The sequence below is a fragment of the Kitasatospora sp. NPDC088346 genome, from assembly GCF_044740765.1.
Taxonomy (GTDB): Bacteria; Actinomycetota; Actinomycetes; order Streptomycetales; family Streptomycetaceae; genus Kitasatospora.
Genome location: NZ_JBIURH010000049.1, coordinates 1 through 25,364 on the forward strand (window position 1 = coordinate 1; position 25,364 = coordinate 25,364).

21 protein-coding genes are annotated in these 25,364 nt (G+C 74.4%); 13 read left to right on the top strand and 8 right to left on the bottom strand.

The features are described 5' to 3' along the window. Positions 1-546: 546 nt before the first annotated feature. A complete protein-coding gene (locus ACIOFR_RS35080) occupies positions 547-996 on the top strand; it encodes a PTS glucose transporter subunit IIA (RefSeq protein ID WP_401003714.1) in 450 nt (149 codons plus the stop codon). Positions 997-1,019: 23 nt separating this feature from the next. Further along, positions 1,020-2,690: a phosphoenolpyruvate--protein phosphotransferase gene (gene ptsP / locus ACIOFR_RS35085; RefSeq protein WP_401003716.1), complete on the top strand. Its 1,671-nt coding sequence runs from the start codon at positions 1,020-1,022 to the stop codon at positions 2,688-2,690. A gap of 66 nt (positions 2,691-2,756) precedes the next feature. On the opposite strand, the gene ACIOFR_RS35090 is transcribed toward ptsP, so the two are convergent. The 3 genes from ACIOFR_RS35090 to ACIOFR_RS35100 all read right to left on the bottom strand — a co-directional run bounded on the left by ACIOFR_RS35090 (position 2,757) and on the right by ACIOFR_RS35100 (position 6,347). Continuing rightward, positions 2,757-4,775, bottom strand: a complete 2,019-nt coding sequence (locus ACIOFR_RS35090) for an acetoacetate--CoA ligase (protein ID WP_401003718.1) — start codon at positions 4,773-4,775, stop codon at positions 2,757-2,759. Between the two features lie 135 nt (positions 4,776-4,910). Then, the gene (locus tag ACIOFR_RS35095; RefSeq protein ID WP_401003720.1) at positions 4,911-5,462 is read right to left on the bottom strand and encodes an NUDIX domain-containing protein; all 552 of its coding nucleotides are present in this window, start codon (positions 5,460-5,462) and stop codon (positions 4,911-4,913) included. A 33-nt stretch (positions 5,463-5,495) separates the two neighbouring features. Continuing rightward, positions 5,496-6,347, bottom strand: a complete 852-nt coding sequence (locus ACIOFR_RS35100) for an NUDIX hydrolase (protein WP_401003722.1) — start codon at positions 6,345-6,347, stop codon at positions 5,496-5,498. A 113-nt stretch (positions 6,348-6,460) separates the two neighbouring features. Here ACIOFR_RS35100 and mmuM point away from each other — a divergent pair, with 113 nt between their 5' ends. The 5 genes from mmuM (at position 6,461) to ACIOFR_RS35125 (ending at position 12,706) form a co-directional block, all read left to right on the top strand. Further along, positions 6,461-7,402: a homocysteine S-methyltransferase gene (gene mmuM / locus ACIOFR_RS35105; RefSeq protein ID WP_401003724.1), complete on the top strand. Its 942-nt coding sequence runs from the start codon at positions 6,461-6,463 to the stop codon at positions 7,400-7,402. Positions 7,403-7,495: 93 nt separating this feature from the next. After that, the gene (locus ACIOFR_RS35110; RefSeq protein ID WP_401003726.1) at positions 7,496-8,260 is read left to right on the top strand and encodes an IclR family transcriptional regulator; all 765 of its coding nucleotides are present in this window, start codon (positions 7,496-7,498) and stop codon (positions 8,258-8,260) included. Positions 8,261-8,604: 344 nt separating this feature from the next. Beyond that, positions 8,605-9,324, top strand: a complete 720-nt coding sequence (locus ACIOFR_RS35115; RefSeq protein WP_401003728.1) for an MIP/aquaporin family protein — start codon at positions 8,605-8,607, stop codon at positions 9,322-9,324. 101 nt (positions 9,325-9,425) lie between these two features. After that, on the top strand, positions 9,426-10,958 hold the full coding sequence (gene glpK / locus ACIOFR_RS35120) for a glycerol kinase GlpK (RefSeq protein ID WP_401003729.1): 1,533 nt from the start codon (positions 9,426-9,428) through the stop codon (positions 10,956-10,958). 152 nt (positions 10,959-11,110) lie between these two features. Beyond that, entirely contained in the window at positions 11,111-12,706 is a 1,596-nt protein-coding gene (locus ACIOFR_RS35125) for a glycerol-3-phosphate dehydrogenase/oxidase (RefSeq protein WP_401003731.1), read from the top strand. A gap of 121 nt (positions 12,707-12,827) precedes the next feature. Here ACIOFR_RS35125 and ACIOFR_RS35130 read toward each other — a convergent pair whose 3' ends face one another. Then, positions 12,828-14,405, bottom strand: a complete 1,578-nt coding sequence (locus ACIOFR_RS35130) for a DHA2 family efflux MFS transporter permease subunit (RefSeq protein WP_401003733.1) — start codon at positions 14,403-14,405, stop codon at positions 12,828-12,830. A gap of 88 nt (positions 14,406-14,493) precedes the next feature. Between ACIOFR_RS35130 and ACIOFR_RS35135 the strand changes: the two genes are divergently transcribed. After that, a complete protein-coding gene (locus ACIOFR_RS35135) occupies positions 14,494-15,144 on the top strand; it encodes a TetR/AcrR family transcriptional regulator (RefSeq protein WP_401003735.1) in 651 nt (216 codons plus the stop codon). A gap of 115 nt (positions 15,145-15,259) precedes the next feature. Here the strand turns inward: ACIOFR_RS35135 and ACIOFR_RS35140 are convergent, their stop codons facing one another. Then, positions 15,260-16,663 (bottom strand): gluconate:H+ symporter, encoded by a 1,404-nt coding sequence (locus tag ACIOFR_RS35140; protein ID WP_401003737.1) that lies wholly within the window; start codon positions 16,661-16,663, stop codon positions 15,260-15,262. A 112-nt stretch (positions 16,664-16,775) separates the two neighbouring features. Then, positions 16,776-17,306 (bottom strand): gluconokinase, encoded by a 531-nt coding sequence (locus ACIOFR_RS35145; RefSeq protein WP_401003739.1) that lies wholly within the window; start codon positions 17,304-17,306, stop codon positions 16,776-16,778. A 112-nt stretch (positions 17,307-17,418) separates the two neighbouring features. Here ACIOFR_RS35145 and ACIOFR_RS35150 point away from each other — a divergent pair, with 112 nt between their 5' ends. Together ACIOFR_RS35150 and ACIOFR_RS35155 are read left to right on the top strand one after the other, a co-directional pair. After that, positions 17,419-18,114 (top strand): FadR/GntR family transcriptional regulator, encoded by a 696-nt coding sequence (locus tag ACIOFR_RS35150; protein WP_401003740.1) that lies wholly within the window; start codon positions 17,419-17,421, stop codon positions 18,112-18,114. A 121-nt stretch (positions 18,115-18,235) separates the two neighbouring features. Continuing rightward, positions 18,236-18,556 carry a hypothetical protein gene (locus tag ACIOFR_RS35155; RefSeq protein ID WP_401003742.1) on the top strand — a complete coding sequence of 107 codons (321 nt, stop codon included), beginning with the start codon at positions 18,236-18,238 and terminating at the stop codon, positions 18,554-18,556. A gap of 13 nt (positions 18,557-18,569) precedes the next feature. Here the strand turns inward: ACIOFR_RS35155 and ACIOFR_RS35160 are convergent, their stop codons facing one another. Further along, positions 18,570-19,661: an NADH:flavin oxidoreductase/NADH oxidase gene (locus ACIOFR_RS35160; RefSeq protein ID WP_401003744.1), complete on the bottom strand. Its 1,092-nt coding sequence runs from the start codon at positions 19,659-19,661 to the stop codon at positions 18,570-18,572. Positions 19,662-19,905: 244 nt separating this feature from the next. On the opposite strand from ACIOFR_RS35160, the gene ACIOFR_RS35165 reads away from it, so the two are divergent. Then, on the top strand, positions 19,906-20,229 hold the full coding sequence (locus tag ACIOFR_RS35165; RefSeq protein ID WP_401003798.1) for an ArsR/SmtB family transcription factor: 324 nt from the start codon (positions 19,906-19,908) through the stop codon (positions 20,227-20,229). A gap of 42 nt (positions 20,230-20,271) precedes the next feature. On the opposite strand, the gene ACIOFR_RS35170 is transcribed toward ACIOFR_RS35165, so the two are convergent. Beyond that, positions 20,272-20,460: a hypothetical protein gene (locus ACIOFR_RS35170; RefSeq protein ID WP_401003746.1), complete on the bottom strand. Its 189-nt coding sequence runs from the start codon at positions 20,458-20,460 to the stop codon at positions 20,272-20,274. A 295-nt stretch (positions 20,461-20,755) separates the two neighbouring features. Between ACIOFR_RS35170 and ACIOFR_RS35175 the strand changes: the two genes are divergently transcribed. Both ACIOFR_RS35175 and ACIOFR_RS35180 read left to right on the top strand, forming a co-directional pair. Then, positions 20,756-22,417: a glycosyltransferase family 2 protein gene (locus tag ACIOFR_RS35175; RefSeq protein ID WP_401003748.1), complete on the top strand. Its 1,662-nt coding sequence runs from the start codon at positions 20,756-20,758 to the stop codon at positions 22,415-22,417. Positions 22,418-22,432: 15 nt separating this feature from the next. Beyond that, the gene (locus ACIOFR_RS35180) at positions 22,433-25,363 is read left to right on the top strand and encodes an SGNH hydrolase domain-containing protein (protein WP_401003750.1); all 2,931 of its coding nucleotides are present in this window, start codon (positions 22,433-22,435) and stop codon (positions 25,361-25,363) included. Position 25,364 lies beyond the last annotated feature (1 nt).

The following is a 25,364-nucleotide window of genomic DNA, read 5'->3' on the forward strand; positions in this document are numbered from 1 at the left end:
TCTGGCGTTGACTTTTGGCACGCTGTTGAGTTCTCAAGGAACGGACACTTCCTTCGGACCGCCTTCCAGCGGGCCCTCCGGGCGCTTCGTTCGTGATTCGAGCTTATCAGATCCGTTTACCCGGTTTTAACCGGGTCTTTGCGATCTCGACTTGCTCCGTTCACCGCGGTGTCGCGGCGACTCGGCCAACCATAGCGGCCTGCGGGCCGAGCACCTAATCGAGTCGCCCCGGTTGTCACCCGGACGGGTGCACCGCGGGGCGCCCGGCGGGCGGGGGCGGGGCGTCGTCGGCACTCACCTCGATGCCGTAGAGTGCCGCCCGTCGACCAAGAGGACTAGACCACTTGGGCGCCCATGGTCCGGCCGGCGCCGGACTGCGGCTCGATTCGTGCACGGCCGTCTCCACGGGCCGGACACATCGAGCCCCGGGCGACCTGGCGGTATGTCATGAGATGTCCGAAGTTGACATAATTTAGGCTTCAGTCGATGTACGAGCCGCTGTTCCGCGGCCATACGCGCTGTACTCCGCACCTGGGAGGCTCCACCATGACCACTGTGACGTCGCCGCTCGCCGGTCGCGCCGTCGGGCTCGCCGCCGTGCCCGACCCCGTCTTCGCCGGCGCCATGGTGGGCCCCGGCACCGCGATCGACCCGGTGCGCGAGCCCACCGCGGCGGTGGCGCCGGTGGACGGTCTGGTGGTGTCCATGCACCCGCACGCCTTCGTCGTGATGGACGAGAACGGCCGCGGCGTACTGACCCACCTGGGGATCGACACCGTGCAGTTGAACGGCGAGGGCTTCGAGCTGCTGGTCAACAAGGGCGACCAGGTGCGGCGCGGCCAGCCGGTCATCAAGTGGAACCCGGCCGCGGTCGAGGCCGCCGGGAAGTCGCCGATCTCCCCGATCGTCGCGCTGGAGGCACCGGCCGAGGCGCTCAGCGCGGTGGCCGAGGCCGGCGACGTGCCGGTCGGCGGCGCGCTGTTCACCTGGAACTGACGGTGGTGAGAGGAATTCAGGAGATGGAGCAGTCGCTGCGCGGCGTCGGCGTCAGCCACGGTGTCGCGATCGGGCAGGTCCGGCACATGGGGACGGCCGTCCTGGAGCCGCCCGCCACGCAGATCCCGACCGCGGACGCGCCCCACGAGCAGGCACGGGCCCAGGCCGCCGTCGACGCGGTGGCCGCCGACCTGATCGCCCGGGGGAACCTGGCCGGTGGTGAGGCGCAGGCGGTGCTGGAGGCCCAGGCGCTGATGGCGCAGGACCCGGAGCTGATGGCGGACGTCAGCCGCCGGATCGCGGTCGGCAGCAGTGCCGAGCGCGGGGTGTACGACGCGTTCGCCGCGTACCGGGCGCTGCTGGCCTCGGCCGGGGACTACCTCGCCGGGCGGGTCGCCGACCTGGACGACGTGCGCAACCGGATCGTGGCGCGGCTGCTGGGCGTGCCGATGCCCGGGGTGCCGGACAGCGACGAGCCGTACGTGCTGTTCGCGCGGGACCTGGCGCCGGCGGACACCGCGCTGCTGGACCCGACCCTGGTGCTCGGGTTCGTGACCGAGGAGGGCGGGCCGACCAGCCACAGCGCCATCCTGGCGCGGGCGATGGGGGTGCCGGCCGTGGTCGCGCTGCCGGGCGCCACCGACGTGGCCGAGGGCACCACCGTGGCGGTGGACGGCAGTTCCGGTGACGTGCTGGTGGAACCGAGCACCGCGCGGCAGGAGGAGCTGCGGCGGGTGGCCGCCGAACGGAGGGCCGCGCTGGCGGCGTCCTCCGGTCCCGGCCGCACCTCGGACGGGCACCGGGTGCCGCTGCTCGCCAACATCGGCGGGCCGGCCGATCTGCCGGCGGCGCTGGAGGCGGGGGCGGAGGGCGTGGGCCTGTTCCGCACCGAGTTCCTGTTCCTGGACGACTCGGCGAAGGCACCGGGCGAGGCGAAGCAGGTCGAGGCGTACCGCACGGTGCTGGAGGCCTTCCCGGAGAGCCGGGTGGTGGTCCGGGTGCTGGACGCGGGTGCGGACAAGCCGCTGGACTTCCTGACCCCGGCGGACGAGCCCAACCCCGCGCTCGGGGTGCGCGGTCTGCGGACGCTGCTGGAGCACCCGGAGGTGCTCGCCACCCAGCTGCGCGCACTGGCGAAGGCCGCCGAGGGGCTGCCGGTGCACCTGGAGGTGATGGCCCCGATGGTGGCCGACCGGGTGGACGCCAGGGCGTTCGCGGACGCCTGCCGCAGGGCCGGGCTGGACGCCAAGTTCGGCGCGATGGTGGAGATCCCGTCGGCCGCGCTGCGGGCCCGCTCGGTGCTGCAGGAGGTCGAGTTCCTCTCGCTGGGGACCAACGACCTGGCCCAGTACGCCTTCGCCGCCGACCGGCAGGTCGGGGCGCTGGCACGGCTGCAGGACGCCTGGCAGCCGGCCCTGCTGGACCTGGTCGCGCTGTCCGCGGAGGCGGCGAAGGCGGTCGGGAAGACCTGCGGCGTGTGCGGCGAGGGCGCCTCGGACCCGCTGCTGGCCTGCGTCCTGACCGGCCTGGGCGTCACCAGCCTGTCGATGGGCGCCGCGTCGATCCCGTACGTGCGGACCGCGCTGGCCAGGTACACGCTGGCGCAGTGCCGCCGGGCGGCCGAGGCGGCGCGGGCCACCGACACCGCCGAGGAGGCGCGGGCCGCCGCGCACCAGGTGCTGTCCGGGGAGTGATCCCGGGACGGGTGAGGGAGGAGGGGCGCTGCCACCGTGGGGGTTGGCAGCGCCCCTCCGGGCTGTTCAGGCCCGGCGCTCGCGGCCGAGCTGCTCGAAGAACCGCAGGTGGTCGAGGTTGTCGACGGACCCGGGGTTGACCGCCTGGGCGAGCGGGGTGCCGGACAGCAGGCGCTTGACCGGGACCTCGATGCGCTTGCCGGTGAGGGTGTGCGGCAGGCCGGTGACGGCGATGACCTCGTCGGGGACGTGCCGCGGGGAGAGCTCGGTGCGCAGCGAGGTGCGGATGCGGCCGATCAGGGCGTCGTCGAGGACGGCCCCGGGGGCGAGGACGACGAACAGCGGCATCCAGTAGCCGCCCTCCGGCTCCTCCAGTCCGATGACGAGCGACTCGGCGATCTCGGGGAGCCGCTCGACCACCTCGTAGATGTCGGCGGAGCCCATCCGGACGCCCTGCCGGTTGAGGGTGGAGTCGGAACGGCCGTGGATGACCACGGTGCCGCGGGAGGTGACGGTGATCCAGTCGCCGTGGCGCCAGGTGCCCGGGTACGTCTCGAAGTAGCTGTCGCGGTAGCGGGTGCCGTCCGGGTCGTTCCAGAAGCCGGTGGGCATGGACGGCAGCGGCTTGGTGACGACCAGCTCGCCGACCTCGTCGGTGTGCGGCTTGCCCTGGACGTCCCAGGACTCGACGGCGGCGCCGAGGCAGGGGGCCTGGATCTCGCCGAGGTACACCGGGAGGGTGGGGACGCCGCCGACGAAGCAGGAGCAGACGTCGGTGCCGCCGCTGACGGAGGCCAGCCAGAGGTCCCGCTCGACCTCGTCGTAGATCCACTGGAAGCCGTCGGGGGGCAGCGGGGAGCCGGTGGTGCCGAGGCAGCGCATCGCGGACAGGTCGAGGTCGCGGCCGGGGTGCAGACCGGCCTTGCGGCTGGCGATGACGTACGCGGCGGAGGTGCCGACGACGGTGGCGCGGGTGCGGGCGGCGACCGACCAGAAGGCGCCGGTGTCGGGGTGGCCGGGGCTGCCGTCGTAGGTGACGATCGTGGATCCGACCAGGAGACCGGCGATGAGGAAGTTCCACATCATCCAGCCGGTGGAGGTGTACCAGAGGAAGCGGTCCTCGGGGCCGAGGTCCAGGTGGAGCGAGGCCTGCTTGTGGTGCTCCAGCAGGATGCCGCCCTGGCTCTGCACGATGGCCTTGGGCAGGCCGGTGGTGCCGGAGGAGTAGAGGACCCAGAGCGGGTGCTCGAAGGGGACCTGCTCGAAGACCGGTTCGGCGTCGCCGGCGGTCACCCCGGCCCAGTCGAGGGCGCCCTCGGGGGCGGCGCCGCCGAGCAGCGGGACGTGCACGACGGTGTGCAGGGAGGGCAGCGCGGCGCGCAGTTCGCAGACCACCTCGGTGCGGTCGTGGTCCTTGCCGCCGTAGTGGTAGCCGTCGACGGCGAAGAGGACGACGGGCTCGATCTGCTGGAGCCGGTCGAGGACACTGCGGGCGCCGAAGTCGGGGGCGCAGCTGGTCCAGACGGCGCCGACGGCGGCGGTGGCGAGGAGGGCGACGGCGGCCTGCGGGATGTTGGGCAGGTAGGCGCCGACCCGGTCGCCCGGGCGGACGCCGCGGGCGCGCAGGGCGGCGGCGAGGGCACCGACCTGGCGGCGCAGCTCGGCCCAGCTGGTGGCGACGGGCTCGGCGGTGGTCTCGTCGAGGTGCAGGACGGCCGGTTCGGCGGCGTGGGCCGGGTCCTCGCCGTGGCGCAGGGCGTGCTCGGCGTAGTTGAGGCGGGCGCCGGGGAACCAGCGGGCGCCGGGCATGGCCGGGTCCGCGAGGACGGCCTCGGGCGGGGTGCCGAAGCGGATGTCGAAGTACTCGGTGACGGCCTGCCAGAAGCGGTCGAGGTCCTCGGTGGACCAGGCGTGCAGGGCGGCGTAGCGGGCGGCGGCCTGCTCGTCGTCGGCGGCGGGTGCGAGCGGCGCGGCCGGAGCTCCGTGGTGCTCGGCGGCCCAGGCCTGGAACGCGACCAACCGGGTGGCGGCGGCGCGGTCGGGGGCGGGGCGCCAGAGCGGCTGGTCCTGGGATGGGGTGCTCACGGTGGTGGTCTCCCGGCCGGTACGTGGGGACGGGCGGTGCTTGTGGCGGGCCCGCCCGAGGGACGCTGACGGAGCAGACCATGCCATGCGATCGTCTGCCGCGCCAGGGTCCGCCACGCCACCCCGAGGCGCTGGTCAGTGGGGGTCGGCCACAAGGTGGTCGTACTCGCCCTTGAACCAGGCCGCGGAGACCCGGGTGTGGAAGGGGAAGGCGAGCGGGGTGCCGGGGTCGGCGAGCTGCCAGCCGTCGGTCTCCTCGGTGGGGGCGGAGGGCGGCAGGTCGGCGAGGGCGCGGACGGCCAGCAGGCCGAACAGGCAGATGAAGCCGCCGGCGGCGTCGGAGTCGGTGGCGACCAGGGTGACGTCGGCGGGGTCGGCCTCGATGCCGGTCTCCTCGCGCAGTTCCCGGGCGGCGGCCTGCTGCCAGCTCTCGCCGAAGTCGACGTAGCCGCCGGGCAGGGCGAGCTCGCCGTAGCCGGGTTCGATGGTGCGGCGGATGACGACCAGGCCGCGGGTGCCGTCGGGCCGGTCGACGGGGAGCAGGACGACGGTGACGGGCAGCGGGTTGCGGTAGCTGATCTCGGTGCAGCCGGCGCAGGTGCGGGGCCAGCCGTCGGTGTTCGGCGGGTACGGCGTGCCGCACCAGTGGCAGTGGGAGTTGGGGCGGTGGGACTGCGCGGTCGTCATGGGACGGATGGTAGTGCGGCGGTGGTCGCCCGGTCAGGGGATCGGCCGGTCGCGGCCGGGGCGCAGCAGTGGGGGGTGCAGGCGCCGGGCGTCGCCGGCGCGGTAGTGGCGGGCGCGGGGGCCGCCGCGGGTGCCGCCGCGGTCGCTGGTGGTGCCGGTGTGTTCGACGAAGCCGGGGACGGAGAGCACCTTGCGGTGGAAGTTGCCGGCGTGCAGCTTCTCGCCCCAGACGGCCTCGTAGACCGCGCGCAGCTCGGGGATGGTGAAGGTGGGGTCGAGGAAGGCGGTGGCGAGGGGGCGGTACTCGAGTTTGGCGCGGGCGCGGTCGAGGCCGTGGGTGAGGATCGCGGCGTGGTCGAAGGCGAGCGGGGTGCCTCCGGTGCCGGTGCCGGCGAGGTCGAGGGTGTGGACGGGGTGCCAGGCGGCGGCCGCCGCGTCGGTGCCGGCGGTGGGGGCGGGCAGGTCGGGGGCGAAGGCGAGGTGGGCGACGGAGACCACGTGCATCCGGGGGTCGCGGGCGGGGTCGCCGAAGGTGCCGAGCTGTTCGAGGTGGAGGCGGCCGAGGGTGGCGGCGCCGTCGGTGCCGTCCAGGGCGGTCTCCTCGGCCAGTTCGCGGACGGCGGCCTGTTCGAGGTTCTCCTGGCCTGCGCGGAGGAAGCCGCCGGGCAGGGCCCAGTGCCCCTGGAAGGGCGGTTCGGCGCGCTGGACGAGCAGGACGCAGAGTTCGCCCGCGCGCAGGGTCAGCGCGACGACGTCGACGGTGACGGCGACGGGGGCGTAGGCGCGGGGGTCGTAGGCGGCGAGCCACTCCTGCTCGGCGGTCGGTTCGGCCGCGGGGTTCGCGGGGGTGGCCGCGGGCGGCTCCGCGGCGGGGTCGGCGGGCACGGGGCCTCCTGCGGTCGGGTGTCGTGCTCGGGGTGAGCGCAACATAGCGCACCGGACGGCCGGGCGTGCCTAGAGTGGCGGGGGATGCCCCTGCTGCGTGCCAGGAGGTCGCCGTGGTCACCTCTCCCCCGCAACCGCCCCTCCCCGGAGGGCTCCCGGGCTCGTTCGCGGCCGCCCTGGCGGCCGGGCCGCTGGTGCTGGACGGCGGGCTGTCGAACCAGCTGGTGGCGGCCGGGTACGTGCTGGCGGACGAGCTCTGGTCGGCCCGGCTGCTGATGGACCGGCCGCAGGCGCTGGTCGACGCGCACCTCGGGTACTTCCGGGCCGGGGCCCAGGTGGCGATCACCGCCAGCTACCAGGCGAGCTTCGAGGGGTTCGCCCGGCGCGGGGTGGACCGGGCCGGGGCGGCCCGGCTGCTGGCCTCCAGCGTGGAGCTGGCCCGGACGGCGGCCGCCTCCGCCGGGCCGGGGCGGCGGTGGGTGGCGGCGTCGGTCGGGCCGTACGGGGCGGTGCTGGCGGACGGGTCGGAGTACCGGGGGCGGTACGGGCTGAGCGTGGCGCAGCTGGAGCGGTGGCACCGGCCGCGGGTGGAGGTGCTGGCGGCGGCCGGGCCGGACGTGCTGGCCCTGGAGACCGTGCCGGACGTGGACGAGGCGGAGGCGCTGCTGCGGGTGGTGCAGGGGCTGGGGGTGCCGGTGTGGCTGTCGTTCAGTGCGGCGGGCGGGCTGACCCGGGCGGGGCAGCCGCTGGCGGAGGCGTTCGCGATGGCGGCCGAGGTGCCGGAGGTGGTGGCGGTGGGGGTGAACTGCTGCCCGCCGCCGGACGCGGACCTGGCGGTGCCGCTGGCGGCGCAGGTGTCGGGCAAGCCCGTGGTGGTGTACCCGAACAGCGGTGAGCGGTGGGACGCGGGGGCGCGCGGCTGGACGGGCGGGGCGACGTTCCGGGGCGACCGGGTGGCGCTCTGGGTGGGCGACGGCGCGCGGCTGGTGGGCGGCTGCTGCCGGGTCGGGGAGCGGGAGATCGGCGAGCTGGCGCGGGTCGTCCGGGGCCGGTGATCCGGAAAGGTGCACGTACGGCCTGTGGCCTGGCAGACTCATGGCGATACTCTTGCGGTCGACATTGTCGACCGTCTGTCAGGGAGGTAGCCGATGCCCGGCCCGATCCAGTCGCTCTCCCGGGCCGCCGCGATACTGCGGCTGCTGGCCGGAGGTGAGCGCCGGCTCGGCCTGTCCGAGGTGGCCACGGCTCTGGACCTGGCCAAGGGGACGGCGCACGGGATCCTGCGCACCCTCCAGCAGGAGGGGTTCGTCGAGCAGGATGCCGAGAGCGGGAAGTACCAGTTGGGGGCCGAACTGCTGCGGCTCGGCCAGAGCTACCTGGACGTGCACGAGCTGCGCGCCCGCGCCCTGGTCTGGGCCGACGACCTGGCCCGCGCCTCCGGCGAGACGGTCTACCTGGGGGTGCTGCACCAGCAGGGCGTGCTGATCGTGCACCACGTCTTCCGCCCGGACGACACCCGGCAGGTGCTGGAGGTCGGCTCGATGCAGCCGCTGCACAGCACCGCGCTGGGCAAGGTGCTGCTGGCGTACGACCCGGTGGCGCGCGGCCAGCTGGGCGAGGGCCCGCTGGAGTCGTACACGCTGCGCACCCTGACCGACCCGGCCGTGGTGGACGCCGAGTGCGCGCTGATCCGTGAGCGCGGCTGGGCGGACGCGGTCGAGGAGACCTGGGAGGGGGTGGCGTCGATCGGCGCGCTGATCCAGGACCGGCGGCGCAACCCGGTGGGCGCGGTGTGCATCTCGGGGGCGGTGGAGACGGTCTGCGAGGACGGTTTCGTGAAGCCCTCGCTGGTCGCGTCCGTGCGCAGCGCCGCGCGGGCGATCTCCCGCGACCTGGGGGCCGGCCGCTTCTGATCCGTTCCGCCCTTCCGTAGAACCCCTCCGCCATGGCGCGGGCAGGCCTGTGGGCCGCCCGCGCCACGGCTTTTCGCGTTCCGGGCGGGGGGCTGCGGGATCGATGAGTCACAGGTACGTAACCCGGCCTTGACGCAGGGGTGACCGGGGAGAGAAGCTTCCGCATGTCGGTCGACAATGTCGAACGATGGTTGGACTGAACCGCACTCCCCCGGCGCTCACCCGCTCAGCGGTCAGCCCAGCCGCCCCCCGGTACGAATCCCCGGGACGGGAGCCGTACCGCCTGCCCCCACCCTTGCTCCGGACCATTCGGACATAGGAGCCAGACAGACGAAGGAGTCTGTGTGTCCGCGTTCTCCAACGGCGACATCTTTGTCGGCGAGACCCTCGGTACTGCCGCGCTGATACTCCTCGGCGGTGGCGTCTGCGCCGCTGTCACTCTCAAGAAGTCCAAGGCGATCAACGCCGGCTGGCTGGCCATCACCTTCGGCTGGGGCTTCGCGGTCATGATCGCCGCCTACATGTCGGCCCCCAAGTCCGGTGCCCACCTCAATCCGGCCGTCACCCTCGCGATCGCCGCCGACACCGGCGAGTGGGGCAAGGTGCCGCTCTACCTCGGCTCGCAGCTGCTCGGCGCGATGATCGGCGCCGTCCTGGTCTGGGCCACCTACCTCGGCCAGTTCCAGGCCAACGAGGAGCCGACCCTCGGCATCTTCTCGACCGGTCCGGAGATCCGGAACACCTTCCAGAACCTGCTGACCGAGATCATCGGCACCTTCGTGCTCTGCCTCGCCATCCTGACCCAGGGCCTCAACAAGGGCCTGGGCCTGTCCGGCACCGGCATCCTGATCGTCGCCTTCACCGTGGTCGGCATCGGCCTGTCGCTCGGCGGCCCGACCGGCTACGCGATCAACCCGGTCCGCGACCTCGGCCCGCGCATCATCCACTCGCTGCTGCCCATCCCCCACAAGGGCGGCTCCGACTGGTCCTACGCGTGGATCCCGGTGGCCGGCCCGGTCATCGGCGGCCTGCTGGCGGGTGGCTTCTACCACCTCGCCTTCTGACCGGGTAGCGCCGGATGGGGTTTGCCCCACTCCCGCTCCCGGGGACTGACCTCACGTCAGGCCCGCCCACCCCGAACCCCTCATCCCGAGCCGAGGACCTCATGACCACCACTGGCAACGCCTCCGGCAACTACATCGCCGCGATCGACCAGGGCACGACCTCCAGCCGTTGCATCATCTTCGGCGCCGACGGCCGGATCGTCGCCGTCGACCAGCAGGAGCACTCGCAGATCTTCCCGCAGCCCGGCTGGGTCGAGCACGACGCCGCCGAGATCTGGACCCGCGTCCAGTCGGTGGTCCGCGGTGCCCTGGAGAAGGCGGGCCTGACCAAGGACGACATCCGCGCGATCGGCATCACCAACCAGCGCGAGACCACCGTCCTGTGGGACAGGAACACCGGCGAGCCGGTCCACAACGCGCTGGTCTGGCAGGACACCCGGACCGAGGCGCTCTGCCGCGAGCTCGGCCGCAACGTCGGCCAGGACCGCTTCCGCCGCGAGACCGGCCTGCCGCTGGCCAGCTACTTCGCCGGTCCGAAGATCCGCTGGCTGCTGGACAACGTCGAGGGCCTGCGGGAGCGCGCCGAGGCCGGCGACATCCTGTTCGGCACCATGGACACCTGGGTGATCTGGAACCTCACCGGCGGGGTGAACGGCGGCAAGCACATCACCGATGTGACCAACGCCAGCCGCACCATGCTGATGAACCTCTCCACCCTGGCCTGGGACGAGAAGATCGCCGAGTCGATGGGCGTGCCGCTGGCCGTCCTGCCGGAGATCCGCTCCTCCGCCGAGGTCTACGGCAACGCCGTCGGCGACCTGGAGGGCGTGCCCGTCGCCTCCGCGCTCGGCGACCAGCAGGCCGCCCTGTTCGGCCAGACCTGCTTCAGCGAGGGCGAGGCCAAGTCGACCTACGGCACCGGCACCTTCCTGCTGCTGAACACCGGCGAGAAGATCGTCAACTCGTACCACGGCCTGCTCACCACGGTCGGCTACCGGATCGGCGACCAGGCCCCGGTGTACGCCCTGGAGGGCTCGATCGCGGTCACCGGGTCGCTCGTGCAGTGGCTGCGCGACCAGCTCGGCATCATCTCCACCGCCGCCGAGATCGAGACCCTGGCCAACACGGTCGAGGACAACGGCGGCGCCTACTTCGTCCCGGCCTTCTCCGGCCTGTTCGCCCCGTACTGGCGCTCCGACGCCCGCGGTGTGATCGCCGGTCTCACCCGGTACGTCACCAAGGGCCACCTGGCCCGCGCCGTCCTGGAGGCCACCGCCTGGCAGACCCGCGAGGTCGTCGACGCCATGCAGAAGGACTCCGGCGTCGAGCTGACGGCCCTCAAGGTCGACGGCGGCATGACCTCCAACAACCTGCTGATGCAGAACATCGCCGACGTCCTGGACGCTCCCGTCGAGCGCCCGTACGTCGCCGAGACCACCGCCCTCGGCGCGGCCTACGCGGCCGGCCTCGCGGTCGGCTTCTGGCCCGACCTGGACACCCTGCGGGCCAACTGGCACCGCGCCGCCGAGTGGACCCCCCGCATGAACGAGGCCACCCGGGAGCGGGAGTACAAGAAGTGGCTCAAGGCCGTGGAGCGCACCATGGGCTGGGTGGAGGAGGACGAGCAGAGCTGACCGGGCAACCGGCCGGGGCCACGGGCCCCGGCCGGTCGTTCCGGTTTCCAACCCGGCCCGCCGCACCGGGCCGACCGGCCTGCAGCACCAGGCCGCACCGCACAACGAGAGGAGAAACGGCGCCGCCCGACCCGCGCCGCCGTAACCACACCATGGCAACCATCCCGACCCTGGGCGCCGAGCGCACCGCCGGCCGTACCGCCTCCCGCGCCGAGACCCGCGAACTGCTGGGCAAGGCCACCTACGACCTGCTGGTGATCGGCGGCGGCATCCTCGGCACCGCCACCGCCTGGACGGCCGCCCAGGCCGGTCTCAAGGTCGCCATGGTCGACGCCGGCGACTTCGCCGGCGCCACCTCCAGCGCCTCCTCCAAGCTCGTCCACGGCGGCCTGCGCTACCTGCAGACCGGCGCGGTCAAGCTGGTCGCGGAGAACCACAAGGAGCGCCGCGCCCTCGCCACCGACGTGGCCCCGCACCTGGTCAACCCGCTGACCTTCTTCGTGCCCGTGTACAAGGGCGGCCCGCACAGCGCCCCCAAGCTCGGCGCCGGCGTCTTCCTGTACTCCGCGCTGTCCGCCTTCCGCGACGGCATGGGCCGGGTCTCCACCGCCGCGCACGCCGCCCAGCAGGTGCCCGCGCTGCGCACCGAGGGCCTGCAGGCCGTCGCGGTCTACGGCGACCACCAGATGAACGACTCCCGGGTCGCCGTGATGACCGTGCGCGCCGCCGTCGACGCGGGCGCCGTCGCGCTCAACCACGCCGAGGTCACCGGCCTGCGCTTCACCGGCACCCGGGTCACCGGCGCCGAGCTGCGCGACCGCCTGGACGGCACCGAGTTCGGCGTCTCCGCCCGCCTGGTGCTCAACGCCACCGGCCCCTGGGTCGACCACCTGCGCAAGATGGAGGACGCCGGCGCCGCGCCGTCGATCCGCCTGTCCAAGGGCGCGCACGTCGTCGTCAAGCGCCGCACCCCGTGGCGCGCCGCGCTGACCATCCCGATCGACAAGTACCGCGTCTCCTTCGCCATCCCGTGGGAGGACCACGTCCTGCTCGGCACCACGGACGAGGAGTACACCGGCGACCCGCAGGACGTCCGCGCCACCGAGGCCGACATCGACCAGATCATGGACGAGGCCGGCCACGCGATCCGCGACGAGCACCTCGACCGGGACCTGATCACCTACTCCTTCGCCGGCCTGCGGGTGCTGCCCGGCGGCCCCGGCGACACCGCCGCCGCCAAGCGCGAGACCGTCGTCACCGAGGGCCGCGGCGGCATGCTGTCGGTGGCCGGCGGCAAGTGGACCACCTACCGGCACATCGGCCGCACCGTGCTGGAGAAGCTCAAGCACGTCCCCGGCACCGGCTTCGCCGAGGACGTCTCGCCGTTCCCGGCCACCGTGCCGCTGCCCGGCATCGGCGCGCCGAACGCCGTCGCGCACCGGCTGCTGATGGACCGCGAGGCCGGCTCCCGGATGGAGCCGCTGGTCGCCAAGCACCTGGCCAGCCACTACGGCACCCTCTCCTTCGACATCGCCCGCCTGATCGCCGACCGCCCCGAGCTCGGCGAGCCGATCCACGCCGACGGCCCCGACGTGTGGGCCCAGGTCGCGTACGCCGCCGACAACGAGTGGGCGTACACCGTGGACGACGTGCTGCGCCGCCGCACCACCATGACCGTCCGCGGCCTGGACACCCCGGAGGTCCGGGCCAAGGTCGAGGCGTTCCTGGCCGAGCGCGGCACCGCGTAACACCCCTCCGGCGACGTGCGGTTCGCCGGAGAACCCGTCGCCCCCTTCCCCCACCGATGCCTGGCATCCGGCGGCGGAAGGGGGCGATTCGCGTGGTGCGCAGGACGCCGTCGGGAGGGGGTCAGCCGGCGCGGCCGGCCGGGGTGCGGCCGGCCGGGGTGCGGGCGGGCGGGGTGGCGGGTGCGGCGGCGGCCGGGGCCGGGGGGTGGAGCAGCAGGAGGGCGGCGGCCGCGCCGGCCAGGGCGATCGCGGCGCAGGTCCAGGTGCCGCTGTGCATGGCGGTGGTGAAGGCGTGGTCGGCCGCGTCCGCCAGGCGGGCGCCCTGGGGCGGCGGGAGGTGGGCGGCGACGGCGTGGGCCGACGGGAGGTCGGCGTCGGCGGGCGGCGGGGCGAGCGGCAGGGCGGTGTGCAGGTGGTCGCGGTAGGCCGCGGAGACCACGGTGCCGACCACCGCGATGCCGAGGACGCCGCCGAGTTCGCGGACCACGCCGTTGAGGGCGCTCGCCATCGGGGCCTTCTCGCGGGGCAGGGCGGCGACCGCCGTCGCACTGGCCGGGGCCATGATCAGGCCCATGCCCGCGCCCACCACCGCCATCGCGACGGAGAGCAGCGCGAACGGGGTGTCGACCCGGACCAGCGAGACCCCGGCGAGGCCGAGCGCCATCAGGGCGAGACCGCCGGCGATGGACCGGCGGGCGCCGATCCGGGCGGTGGTGCGGTCGCTGGTGGCGGCGGTGGCGGCCATCGCGAGGGCGAACGGGAGCGCGCCCAGACCGGCGTCGAGCGGGCTGTAGCCGTGCACCAGCTGGAGGTACTGGGTGTAGACGAAGAGCAGGCCGAACAGGGCGAAGAAGGTGACGGCCAGCACCGCGCCCGCGACGCTGACCGCGCGCACGGCGAACATCCTGATGTCGACCATCGGCTGAGCGGCCCTCAGTTCCCAGAGCGCGAACGCGGCCAGCAGGACGGCCGCCGCGGCGGCCTCGACGAGCGAGCCCGAGGAGAGCCAGCCGCGCTCCGGGCCACGGACGATCACGTCGACCAGGGCGGCCAGGCCGGTGGCGGACAGCAGCAGGCCGGGGACGTCGACGGGACCGCTCCGACGGCCCGGCAGGGCCGGGATCAGGGTGACTGCGGCGGCGAGCGCGGCGGCGACCAGCGGCACGTTGATCCAGAACACGCTGCCCCAGGAGAAGTGTTCGAGCAGCAGGCCACCGGCGATCGGGCCGATCACGATGCCGAGCCCGGCGGTGGCGGACCAGACGGCGATGGCCTTGGGGCGTTCCCGCTCGCCGAACAGCGACACGATGGTGGACAGCGTGGCCGGCATGACGAAGGCCGCACCCAGGCCCATCACCGCGCGCAGCGCGATCAGTTGGGCCGCCGAGTCGGCGTTGGCGGCGACCGCGGAGGCCAGGGCGAAGACCGTCAGACCGGCGATCAGCGAGCGGCGCTGGCCGAATCGGGCACCGAGCCCGCCCGCGGTGATCAGCATCGCGGCGAAGACCAGGGTGTAGGCGTTGTTGATCCACTGCAGGTCGGCGGTGGAGGCGTGCAGCGCCGCGGCGAGGGCCGGCAGTGCGGTGTTGAGCACGGTGTTGTCGATGGTGACGACCACCAGCGAGGAGCACAGGGCGGCCAGGGCCGCCCAGCGACGCGGGTGGCCGGGGTCCGGATCGGGCGCGGTGGTGGGGCCCATGGGCGTCCTAACTCTCGTAACCTTACGGCCGTTAGCCGTTGGGTCGGGAAGCTAGCGCACTGGCCTAACAGGTGTAAAGTCACTACTCATGGAGAAGGAGCCCACCGCCACCGACCTGCGGGAAGAGCCACCGGCCCGGCCCAGGAACCGTCGCGGCGAGGGGCCCCGGCTGCGCGAGGAGATCATCCGCGCGGCCATCGCACTGATCGAACGCGAAGGGTCCAAGGAGGCCGTCACGCTGCGCGCGGTGGCCCGGGAGGTCGGCATCGCCGCCCCCTCCATCTACGGCCACTTCGCCGACCGGGACGCCATCGTGGACGCCGTCGTCACCGAGGCGCTGGCCCGGCTCCAGCGGATGACCGACACCGCCACCGCCGCCCACCACGACCCGGTGGACGCGCTGCTCGCGGGCTGCGCCGCGTACGTCGAGTTCGGCACCCGCGAGCCGGCCTGCTACCGGATCGTCTTCGGCTCCTCCCGGCAGCGGGTGGAGCCGTCCCCGTGCGAGGGTCCGGGCCGACCGGCCGGGCTGGACTCGTTCATGGCCCTGGTGCGCAGCCTGGAGGCCTGCGTCGGGGCCGGACGGTCCGCCAGCACCGATCCGTTCGGTGACGCCGTGGCGCTCTGGACGGCCCTGCACGGGCAGGTCACGCTGCGGGCCGCGCTGCCGGACTTCCCCTGGCCGCCGACCGACACCGTGGAACAGCTGGTCCGCCGGCTCGGCCTGATCATCGGTTAGGCCCAGTCCGGCCGATCGTGCCGGGCCGGCCGGGGCCCACGGCCTGCGGTTCGTCGCGCCGGGCGCACGGAAGGGGGCGCCCGGACCACCGGGCGCCCCCTCGACGGAACGTCCGTCAGATGATCAGGCTGAGCGGCAGGATCAGGGCGATCGCCACCACCGAGATCACCGTCTCCATCACCGACCAGGACTTGACCGTCTGGCCGACCGTCATCCCGAAGTACTCCTTGACCAGCCAGAACCCCGCGTCGTTGACGTGCGAGAAGAACAGCGAGCCCGCCCCGATCGCGAGCACCAGCAGGGACGCGTGGGTGCCGGACATCCCGGCGGCGAGCGGCGCGACGATGCCCGCGGCGGTGATGGTGGCGACGGTGGCCGACCCGGTCGCCAACCGGATCAGGACGGCGATCAGCCAGCCGAGCAGCAGGGCGGAGATGTGCCACTTGCTCGACCAGGCGCTGACCGCGTTGCCGACGCCCACGTCGATCAGGGTCTGCTTGAAGCCGCCGCCCGCGCCGACGATGAAGACGATGCCGGCGATCGGGGCGAGGGACTTCTCGACGGTGCGCGAGATCCCCGCCTTGTCGAAGCCGGCCGCCCGGCCGAGGGTCAGCATGCCGAGCAGGGTGGCCGCGAGCAGGGCGATCAGCGGTGAGCCGATGAAGTCGAAGATCCGCTGCGAGGTGGCCTTCGGGTCGTCGACCACCACGTCGACCAGCGCCTTGCCGAGCATCAGCACCACCGGCAGCAGGATGGTGGCGAGCACGGCACCGAACCGCGGGGTGCGCTCGGGCCGTTCGGCCTCGGCCGGCGCGGTCTCGGCCGGGAGCTCCAGCGGCCCGACCCAGCGCTCGGCGACCCGGGCGAACAGCGGCCCGGCGATCACCAGCGTCGGCACCGCGATCAGCAGGCCGAGCGCCAGGGTGATGCCGAGGTCGGCCTTGAGGGCGTCGACCGCGACCAGCGGGCCGGGGTGCGGGGGCACCAGACCGTGCAGGACGGACAGGCCGGCCAGCGCCGGGATGCCGATCCGCAGCAACGGGATGTTGCCGCGCCGGGCGACCAGCAGCACGATCGGCACCAGCAGGACGACGCCGACCTCGAAGAACAGCGGCAGCCCGAGCACCGCGGCGATCAGCGCCATCGCCCAGGGCAGCGCCCGGCGGCCGGAGCGGGCCAGCACGGTGTCCGCGATGGTGTTCGCCCCGCCGGAGTCGGCGAGCAGCTTGCCGAGCATCGCACCGAGCCCGATCAGCAGGCCGACGCTGCTCACGGTGGCGCCGAAGCCGGTGGCGAAGCTGCTGGTCAGCTTGTCGAAGGGCGCGCCGGCCACCGCGGCGAGCAGCCCGGAGCCGAGCGTCAGGGCGAGGAAGGGGTGCAGCTTGAGGCGGGTGATCAGCAGCACGATGGCGGCGATGCTGGCCAGCACCGCGATCAGCAGGGTGGTGTCGTCGGTGGTGTGCGGCAGGGCCGGTGGGGCGGCGGCGAGCAGCGAGGTGGGGGTCACGCGGGTCTCCATTGACGGGGCGTACCGGCAGGGTGGGGTGGAGCGGAACCGGGCAGGACAGGGACAGCGACAGCGACAGGGGCGGGGCAGGGAAGGGACAGGGTGGGTACGGGTGCGGAACGGCTCAGCCCAGGGCGGGGCGGAGCAGGTCGACGGCCGCCGCGACGAGGTCCTCGGGGGCGGGGCCGACGTCGAGGGCGGCGCCGCGCTCGTCCGGCCGGAGCGGTTCGAGCGCGGCGTACTGGGAGTCGAGCAGGGAGACCGGCATGAAGTGGCCGCTGCGGTGGGCGAGGCGGTCCTCGACCAGGCGGTGGCTGCCGGCCAGGTGCAGGAAGAACGCGTCCGGGCAGTGGGCGCGCAGGGTGTCGCGGTAGTGGCGTTTCAGCGCGGAGCAGGTGACCACTCCGCCCGTCCCGGCGGCCCGGCGCTCGGCGAGCCAGCCGCCGAGGGCGATCAGCCAGGGTGCGCGGTCCCGGTCGTCGAGCGGGGTGCCGGCCGACATCTTGGCGATGTTGGCGGCGGGGTGGAAGTCGTCGGCCTCCGCGTACGGGAGGTGGAGGCGGGCGGCCAGCAACTCGGCGACGGTGGTCTTGCCGACGCCCGAGACGCCCATGACGACGACCGCGGGTGGCTGGTTCTCGACGGTGAGAGCCATGGGTGGTGCTCCTGTTCTGCCTGTTCCGGGGGTAACTGTGACCCAAAGGTATGACTTATTCAAGAGGGCGAAACTCAATCGTCATACTTTTACTGACCGATAGGCTGGCCCGATGGAGATCCAGGGCCTGCCGGGCCGACTGCTCGCGGACCTCGGTCCGGCCATCGCCTCGGGCGACATCCCGGTCGGCAGCGTCCTGCGGGCCGAGGAGCTGGAGGACCGGTACGGGGTGTCCCGGACGGTGGTGCGGGAGGCCGTGCGGATCCTGGAGTCGATGCGGATGGTCGAGTCCCGGCGCCGGGTGGGCAGCACCGTGCTACCGAAGAGCGCCTGGGACGTCTTCGACCCGCTGGTGATCCGCTGGCGGCTGGCCGGCGCCGACCGCGCCGCACAGCTGCGGTCGCTCGGATCCCTGCGGGTGGCGGTCGAGCCCGCCGCCGCGGCCCTGGCGGCCCGTCAGGCCGGCGACGACGCGCGCCGGGAGCTGAGCGCCCTGGCCGTCGAACTGACCGTCACCGCGCGCGCCGCCGACCTGGAGTCCTTCCTGCGGCACGACATCGCCTTCCACTCGGCGGTGCTGCGGGCCAGCGGGAACGAGATGTTCGCGCACCTGGGCAGCACCGTCGGCGCGGTGCTCACCGGCCGCACCGAGCACCACCTGATGCCGCACCGGCCGGCCGAGTACGCCGTGCGGCTGCACCGCGAGGTGGCGGACGCGATCTGCGCGGGCGACCCGGAGACCGCCGAACGGGCGATGCGCACGATCGTGCTGGGGGCGCTGGAGGAGCTCGACGCGACCCTGGAGTGAACCGGGCGCTCGACCGCAGGGGTGGAATGATCCGGGGCGCGACGGGCAGGCTGGGCCTGGGCGCGCCACCACTCCGCCGCGGGGGCGACCGGGGCGCGCACGCGACCATGGGGGTTGTCGAATGTCCGCCGCGCGCCGCCGCCTTCCCGACGAGGTGCGGTCCGCCGCCGTCCGGGCCTTCCTCTGCTTCGCGTTCACCCTGGTCGCGCTGATCGTGGCGAGCCTGGCCTCGTACGCGCGCAGCGGGCTGCTGACGCCGGCCCTGCTGGGGATGGCGCTCGGGGTGTTCGGCTGTGCCTGGTGCTTACTGGAGATCGTGATCGCCCGCCAGATCGCCGCCCAGCGGATGCGCGGGCCCAACTCCGCCTCGCCGCTGGCGGGCAGCCGGGAGCCACGGCGACGGCGCCCGGCCGTGGAGGGGCGGGCGCCGTCGCGCGGCTGACGGACGGCGCGGATCAGCCGCGGGCGCCCACCGCGAAGCCGTACTGCTCGGGCCAGCGCCGCTCGGCGCCGAGGGTGCGGGCCGCGCGCTGCGGCCAGTACGGGTCGCGGAGCAACTCGCGGCCGAGCATCACGGCGTCGGCCAGGCCGTCGGTGAGGATCCGCTCGGCCTGCTCGGGCTCGGTGATCAGGCCGACCGCGCTGACCGGCAGCCCACCGTGCTCGCGGACCCGGGCCGCGAACGGCACCTGGTAGCCGGGGCCGACCCGGACGTCGGCGTGCGGGGCGAGACCCCCGCTGGAGACGTCCACCAGGTCGACGCCGACGCCCTGCAGCTCCTTGGCGAGCAGCACCGTCTCGTCCACCGTCCAGCTCGGCTCCCCGGGCAGCCAGTCGGTGGCGGAGACCCGGAAGAAGACCGGCAGGTCCTCCGGCCAGACCGCGCGGACGGCCGCCGCCACCTCCAGCGCCAGGCGGGCGCGGCCGGCGAAACCGCCGCCGTAGCCGTCGGTGCGGTGGTTGGCGGCCGGCGAGAGGAAGGAGTGGATCAGGTAGCCGTGCGCACCGTGCACCTCGGCCACCCGGAAGCCGGCGGCGAGCGCCCGCTGCGCCGCCTCGGCGAAGGAGCGGACGACGGCTCCGATCTCCTCGACGCTCAGCTCGTGCGGGACGGGGTTGGCGCCGAACGGCAGCGCGGACGGGCCGACCGGCTGCCAGCCGCCCTCCCGGGGCGGGACGGGCGCGCCGCCCAGCCAGGGCTGCCGGGTGCCCGCCTTGCGGCCGCTGTGGCCGAGCTGGACGGCCGGCACCGCGCCGTGGCGGGCGACCAGGCCGGCGATCCGGCCGAGCGCCTGCTGCTGGCGCTCGTTCCACAGTCCGAGGTCGTACGGCGAGATCCGGCCCTCCGGGCGGACCGCGGTGGCCTCGACCATCACCAGGCCCGCGCCGCCGGCCGCGCGGGAGCCCAGGTGCGCGAGGTGGAAGTCGGTCGCCACGCCCTGGTCGGCGCCGTCGGCGGCGGCCGAGTACATGCACATCGGCGCCATCCAGACCCGGTTGGGAATGGTCAGCGAGCGCAGGGTGAGCGGCTCGAACAGGGCACTCATGGCAAGGTCCTCCGGGAGGTCGGCCGGTGTCGCGGTGGCTCCCGCACCCTACGCGCCTTAGTACGACGTCTGTCAAACTACGACGTTCCTCGTACCATGAGGTGTGCCCGCGACCCCGCCCGACGCCCCGACCCCGCCCGACGCCCCGACCCCGCCCGCCCCGACCCCGCCCGCCCCGACCCCGCCCGACACCCCGACCGCCCCCGCGACCCCGCCCGCCCCCGGACCCGCCGCACCGGCGGTCCTGCCGGAGCCGGCGGCGGCGGAGATCCGGCTGGAGTGCGTGCTGCACGCGCTGGCCGATCCGGTGCGGCTGCTGATCGTGTCCGAGCTGGCAGCGCCGGGCGCCGAGCTCAACTGCCTGGCCTTCGACCTGCCGGTGACCAAGTCGACCAGCACCCACCACTTCCGGGTGCTGCGCGAGGCGGGGGTGCTCCGGCAGTGGCGGCGCGGCACCTCGAAGATGAACGCGCTGCGCCGGACGGACCTGGCGCGGCGGTACCCGGGCCTGCTGGAGAGCGTGCTGGCGGCCCTGGGCGACCGGCCGGCCGGGGCCGGGCAGGAGTAGGCCCCGGGCCGGGCCGACCTCCGCCCGACGGCTCCCGGGCGCTCAGTCCTGTTCCTCGTCCGCGGTGTGCGGGAGGTCGATGCCGTGCCGGGCCGCGATCCGCAGCAGGCCGGTGATCCTGCCGCGGTACGCCTCGACCCCGTCCTCGTCCGCGGCGGCGCGCGCCTGCTCCAGGGCCCGCCGGGCGGACGCCAGCTGTTCGCGAAGCTCCTCGCCGAATTCCTCTGTCACGGCCGCCCTCCGGTGCCGATGTGGACGAAGACCCGCTGATCCGGGAGTACGCCCGGGGCGTCCAGCATGGACGAAGGCGGACAAATCATCAACCAGCCGGCACCGACTCGGCCGCCGCACCCTCGACGGGGCGGCCCGACCGAGTCCACGCCGCGCGCCCGCCGTGCCCGCGCCACGCACCCGCAACGCGCCCGCCACCGGAGTTGTCCGGACGTTCACCCATGATCGACAGATGGTCTATACCAATCCGGTAGGGTGGCCGCCGAAGCTGCAATTCACCGGCTGTGGGGGCCTCATGACTGCCGATCACCTACCCGCACCACCGAGCGACCGGGAGCTGTACTGGTACTTCGGCCCGCAGCGCCGCTGGGTGCCGATCCTCTCCTCGCTCGCGTTCGTCTGCTCCGCGCTGACGATGGTGTCCTTCTCCCTGCGGACCGTCGCGCTCTGGCCGTTCCTGGCCGTGCTCGGCATCAACCTGGTCGCGCTCACCCTGTCCTGCGTGAACGGGCTGCGCGGGCGCCGCTTCACCCGGCGCTCGCACGAGCTGCTGATCTCCGCCTGGCAGCCCGCCCGCGTCCCGTCCGTCGACCTCTACCTGCCCACCTGCGGCGAGCCGCTGCCGGTCCTGGCCAACGCCTACCGGGCCGTCGCGGACGTGCGGTGGCGGGGCGACCTCACCGTCTGGGTGCTGGACGACGCCGACCGCCCCGAGGTCGCCGACCTCGCCCGGCGGCACGGCTACCGCTACGTGGTGCGGCCCGACCGCGGCCACCTGAAGAAGGCCGGCAACCTCAACCACGCGCTCGGCCTCGGCGCCGGCGAGTTCATCGCCATCCTGGACGCCGACTTCGCCCCCCGCCCGGACTTCCTGCGCCACCTGCTCCCGTACCTCTCCGACCCGCGGGTCGGCATCGTGCAGAGCCCGCAGTGCTTCGACACCGACCCGGCGATGGGCTGGATCGAACGGGCCGCCGGCGCCGCCCAGGAGTGGTTCTTCCGCTGGATCCAGCCCTCCCGGGACGCCAGCGACGCCGCGATCTGCTGCGGCAGCAACGCCGTCTACCGCAGGGCCGCGATCGAGGCCGCCGGCGGCTTCGCCCGGCTCGACCACAGCGAGGACATGTACACCGGCCTGGCCCTGCACGAGCGCGGCTACCGCACCGTCTACGTCCCGGTGCTGGTCGCCAAGGGCACCTCCCCGGCCGGCCTGGCCCCCTTCGTCAACCAGCAGTACCGCTGGGCGATGGGCAACCTGCACCTGCTCGGGCGCTCCGAGCTCGCCCGGCTCGGACTGCCCTGGCGGATGCGGCTGTGCTACTACGAGGGCGTGGTCGGCTACCTGACCATGTTCGTCAACATCGTCACCGCGCCGCTGCCACCGCTGGTGATGCTCTTCTGGTACCCCGGCCAGGTCCGGGCCTGGTACGCGCTGCCGCTGATCTCGCTGCTCTGGCTGTGGCACGTGCTGCTGCCCCGGGTGAGCCGCACCCGCTGGCGGATCGAGGTGATCCGCGCCAACACCCTGATGGCGTTCGCCGCCGGCGCCGCGATCCTGCACACCCTGCGCGGACGCAGCGCCGCCTGGGTGCCCACCGGCGCCGGGCGGGCCCGGCCCGGCGGGATGGCCCGCCGGGTGGTGCTGGTGACCATGCTGTGGACGGCCGGCACCGTCGCCGCCACCGCCGTGGGCCTGGCCCTCGCGGTCGCCCGCTACGGCTGGTGGCCCACCTGGGGACTCGCCCTGTACCTGCTGGTGCAGGCCCAGATCGGCCTGCCGCTGGTCCGCGACCTGGCCGTGGAGCTGCGCGGCTCCACCCGGCCCGGCCGGGCCCGGCCGGCCTCCGCGATGCGCCCGCGCCGCTGGCCCGAGGCGCTGGCCGTCACCAGCTCACTCGCCCTGATCGCCCTGATCGCGTCCGGCTGGGTGGCCCCGATGCTGCCCTGGCTGGGCTGAAAGGTCGTCACACCCGTGTCCACCAGCGCTGTTCCCGACCGGCGGCCCGACCTGCTCACCGTGCTGACCCCGGCGCCCGCGCCGGCCCCGCCGCGCTTCCGCCCCGACATCGAGGGCCTGCGCGCCGTCGCCCTGCTCGCCGTCCTCGGCTTCCACGCCGCCGTCCCCGGCCTGGCCGGCGGATTCGTGGGCGTGGACGTCTTCTTCGTCCTCTCCGGCTACCTGATCACCGGCCTGCTGGTGCAGGAGGCCGCCACCACCGGCCGGATCGGGCTCGCGGAGTTCTTCTCCCGGCGCGCCCGACGGCTGCTCCCCTCCGCCGCCCTGGTCCTGGCCGCGGTGGCCCTGGCCGGCGCCTGGCTCACCGTGCCGCTGCGCCGCACCGACCTCGAACACGACGTGCTGGCCGCCGCGCTGTCCGTCGCGAACTGGCGGTTCGTCGGGCAGCAGACCGACTACCTGGCGGCCGGACGGGACCAGAGCCCGCTGCTGCACTTCTGGTCGCTCGCGATCGAGGAGCAGTTCTACCTCGCCTGGGCGCCGCTGCTGGCCCTGGTGGTGGTGCTGACCGCCCGCCGCGGGCGCGGGCTGCGGCCCGTCCTGCTGCTGCTGACCGCCGGGCTGACCGCCGCCTCGTTCGCGCTGGCCCTGCACTGGACGGCCGGCTCGGTCTCGCTCGCCTACCTGGGCACGCCGTCGCGGGCCTGGCAGTTCGGGGCGGGCGCCCTGCTGGCCGTGCTGCCCTGGCACCGGCTGCACGGACCGCGGGTGCTGCGGGAGGCACTCGGCTGGGCGGGCCTGGCCGCGATCGCCTGGTCCGTGCTGCGGTACGACGCCGCCACCCCGTACCCGGGCTGGGCCGCGCTGCTGCCGACGGCCGGCTCGGCGGCCGTGATCCTGGCGGGGACACCCGGACGGGACGGCCTCGCCGACCACGGCACCGGACGGCTGCTCGGCACCCGGGCGCCCCGCGCGGTCGGCCGGCTCTCCTACAACCTCTACCTGTGGCACTGGCCGGTGCTGGTACTCGCCGAGGCCCGGCTGGGTGCCCTCGGCTGGCCGGCGAAGGCCGCACTCACCGCGGCCGCCGCGCTGCCCGCGTACGCGGCGATGCGCTGGCTGGAGCGGCCGCTGCGGCGCAGCCGGGTGGTGGCCGAACTGCCCAGGCGCGGGCTCTCGCTCGGGCTGACGGCGGTGGTGGTACCGGTGGTGCTGGCCCTGGTGGTGGGCACCGGGACGCTGCGGCTGCTCGGCCCGGCCGGGCCGGTCGACCTGGCGGGCCTGGCCCCCGGCAACCCGGACGGGACGTCCCTGCTGCAACCGGGCGGGCCGGCCCGCGGACCGGTCGTGCCCAACCCGGTGCAGGCCCGGCAGGACTTCCCGCCGGACGGCGCCTGCGAGGTGCCGCCGACGGCCGTGACCAGCCCCGAGTGCCGGTTCGGCGAGGCCGCCGCCACCGACCGGATCGTGCTGCTCGGCGACTCGCACGCGGGCCAGTGGTTCTCCCCGCTGCTGGGCATCGCGGCGCAGCGGCACTGGGCGCTGGAGGAGCTGGTCAAGCAGGGCTGCCCGCTGCCGCAGGTCCCGGTGGTCAACCCGCAGCTCGGGCGGACGTACCGGGAGTGCGACGAGTGGCGTGCCGCCGCGCTGGAGCGGCTGCGCGTCGGACCGAAGCCGAAGCTGATCGTGATCGCCGCGCTGAACCGCTACAACGCGGACCGGGAGCAGCTGCTGCGCGGCTGGCAGCAGACCCTGGAGCAGCTGCGGACGGTCGGCGCGCCGGTCGTCTACCTCCAGGACACCCCGGTCCCGGGGCTGGACGTGCCCGCCTGCCTGTCCGGCCACACCGGCGACCCGGCGGCCTGCGAGTTCCTGCGCGCCAACGGCCTGTGGGCGGACCCGCTCGCCGACGCGGTCGCCGCCGGGCAGGTGCCGGACGTGCGGACGGTGTCGGTGAACCCGGTGCTCTGCCCCGGCTCGGGCCGCAGCTGCCCGGCCGTCCTGGACCGGGTGGTCCTGTACCGGGACGACGCGCACCTCACCAACACCGCCGCGGTGGTGCTGGCGCCCCGGCTGGAGCGGCTGCTGACCGAGGCCGGTCTGCTGCCCGGGCCCGGCGCGGGCGGCGCCGCCGGGTGGCGGGAGCTGCTGCGGGACGACTTCGACGGCCCGGCCGGCAGTGCGCCGTCCGCCGCGCTGTGGCAGCACGACCTGGGCACCTGCTACCCGGGCTGCCCGGCCCCGCAGTGGGGGACGGGGGAGGTCGAGACGGTGACCGACTCGACGGAGAACGTCCGGCTGGACGGGAAGGGCGCGTTGGAGATCCGGCCGACGCTCACCGGGGGCGGGTGGAGCTCCGGGCGGATCGAGTCGCGCCGGGCCGACCTGGCCGCACCGGCCGGCGGGGTGCTGCGGATCGAGGCGTCGATCGCGCTGCCCGGGGTGAACGGCCCGGCCGCCGCCGGGTACTGGCCGGCGTTCTGGGCGCTGGGCGGCGGGCTGCGGGACGGCTACACCGGCTGGCCGGGGATCGGCGAGGTGGACGTGCTGGAGTCGGTGAACGGCCGGGGCACGGTGTTCGGCACGCTGCACTGCGGGACGGTCGGCGGCGGCCCGTGCCAGGAGCCGAACGGCCTCGGCTCGGGCGAGCAGCGCTGCGACGGCTGCTGGGGCGGCGGGTTCCACACGTACGCGGTGGAGGTCGACCGGTCGACGGCGCCCGAGCAGCTGCGGTGGTACCTGGACGGCCGGGAGTTCCACCGGGTGACGGCGGACCGGGTCGACCCCGGGGCCTGGGACCGCGCCGTGCACGGCGGGATGTTCCTGATCCTGAACGTCGCGATCGGCGGCAACCTGCCGGCGGCGTACGGCGGTTCGGTCGGTCCGGCCACGGAGCCGGGGCATCCGATGCGGGTGGCGTACGTGTCGGCGGCGGTGCGCGGCTGAC

Excerpts from the sequence above, each read along its gene's own strand:
- ACIOFR_RS35175 (WP_401003748.1), top strand. The coding sequence starts at position 20,756 with ATGACTGCCGATCACCTACCCGCACCACCGAGCGACCGGGAGCTGTAC.
- glpK (WP_401003729.1), top strand. The coding sequence starts at position 9,426 with ATGACCACCACTGGCAACGCCTCCGGCAACTACATCGCCGCGATCGAC.
- ACIOFR_RS35160 (WP_401003744.1), bottom strand. The coding sequence starts at position 19,661 with ATGAGTGCCCTGTTCGAGCCGCTCACCCTGCGCTCGCTGACCATTCCC.
- ACIOFR_RS35150 (WP_401003740.1), top strand. The coding sequence starts at position 17,419 with ATGGAGATCCAGGGCCTGCCGGGCCGACTGCTCGCGGACCTCGGTCCG.
- ACIOFR_RS35135 (WP_401003735.1), top strand. The coding sequence starts at position 14,494 with ATGGAGAAGGAGCCCACCGCCACCGACCTGCGGGAAGAGCCACCGGCC.
- ACIOFR_RS35130 (WP_401003733.1), bottom strand. The coding sequence starts at position 14,405 with ATGGGCCCCACCACCGCGCCCGATCCGGACCCCGGCCACCCGCGTCGC.
- ACIOFR_RS35145 (WP_401003739.1), bottom strand. The coding sequence starts at position 17,306 with ATGGCTCTCACCGTCGAGAACCAGCCACCCGCGGTCGTCGTCATGGGC.
- ACIOFR_RS35080 (WP_401003714.1), top strand. The coding sequence starts at position 547 with ATGACCACTGTGACGTCGCCGCTCGCCGGTCGCGCCGTCGGGCTCGCC.
- ptsP (WP_401003716.1), top strand. The coding sequence starts at position 1,020 with ATGGAGCAGTCGCTGCGCGGCGTCGGCGTCAGCCACGGTGTCGCGATC.
- ACIOFR_RS35110 (WP_401003726.1), top strand. The coding sequence starts at position 7,496 with ATGCCCGGCCCGATCCAGTCGCTCTCCCGGGCCGCCGCGATACTGCGG.
- ACIOFR_RS35095 (WP_401003720.1), bottom strand. The coding sequence starts at position 5,462 with ATGACGACCGCGCAGTCCCACCGCCCCAACTCCCACTGCCACTGGTGC.
- ACIOFR_RS35140 (WP_401003737.1), bottom strand. The coding sequence starts at position 16,663 with ATGGAGACCCGCGTGACCCCCACCTCGCTGCTCGCCGCCGCCCCACCG.
- ACIOFR_RS35155 (WP_401003742.1), top strand. The coding sequence starts at position 18,236 with ATGTCCGCCGCGCGCCGCCGCCTTCCCGACGAGGTGCGGTCCGCCGCC.
- ACIOFR_RS35125 (WP_401003731.1), top strand. The coding sequence starts at position 11,111 with ATGGCAACCATCCCGACCCTGGGCGCCGAGCGCACCGCCGGCCGTACC.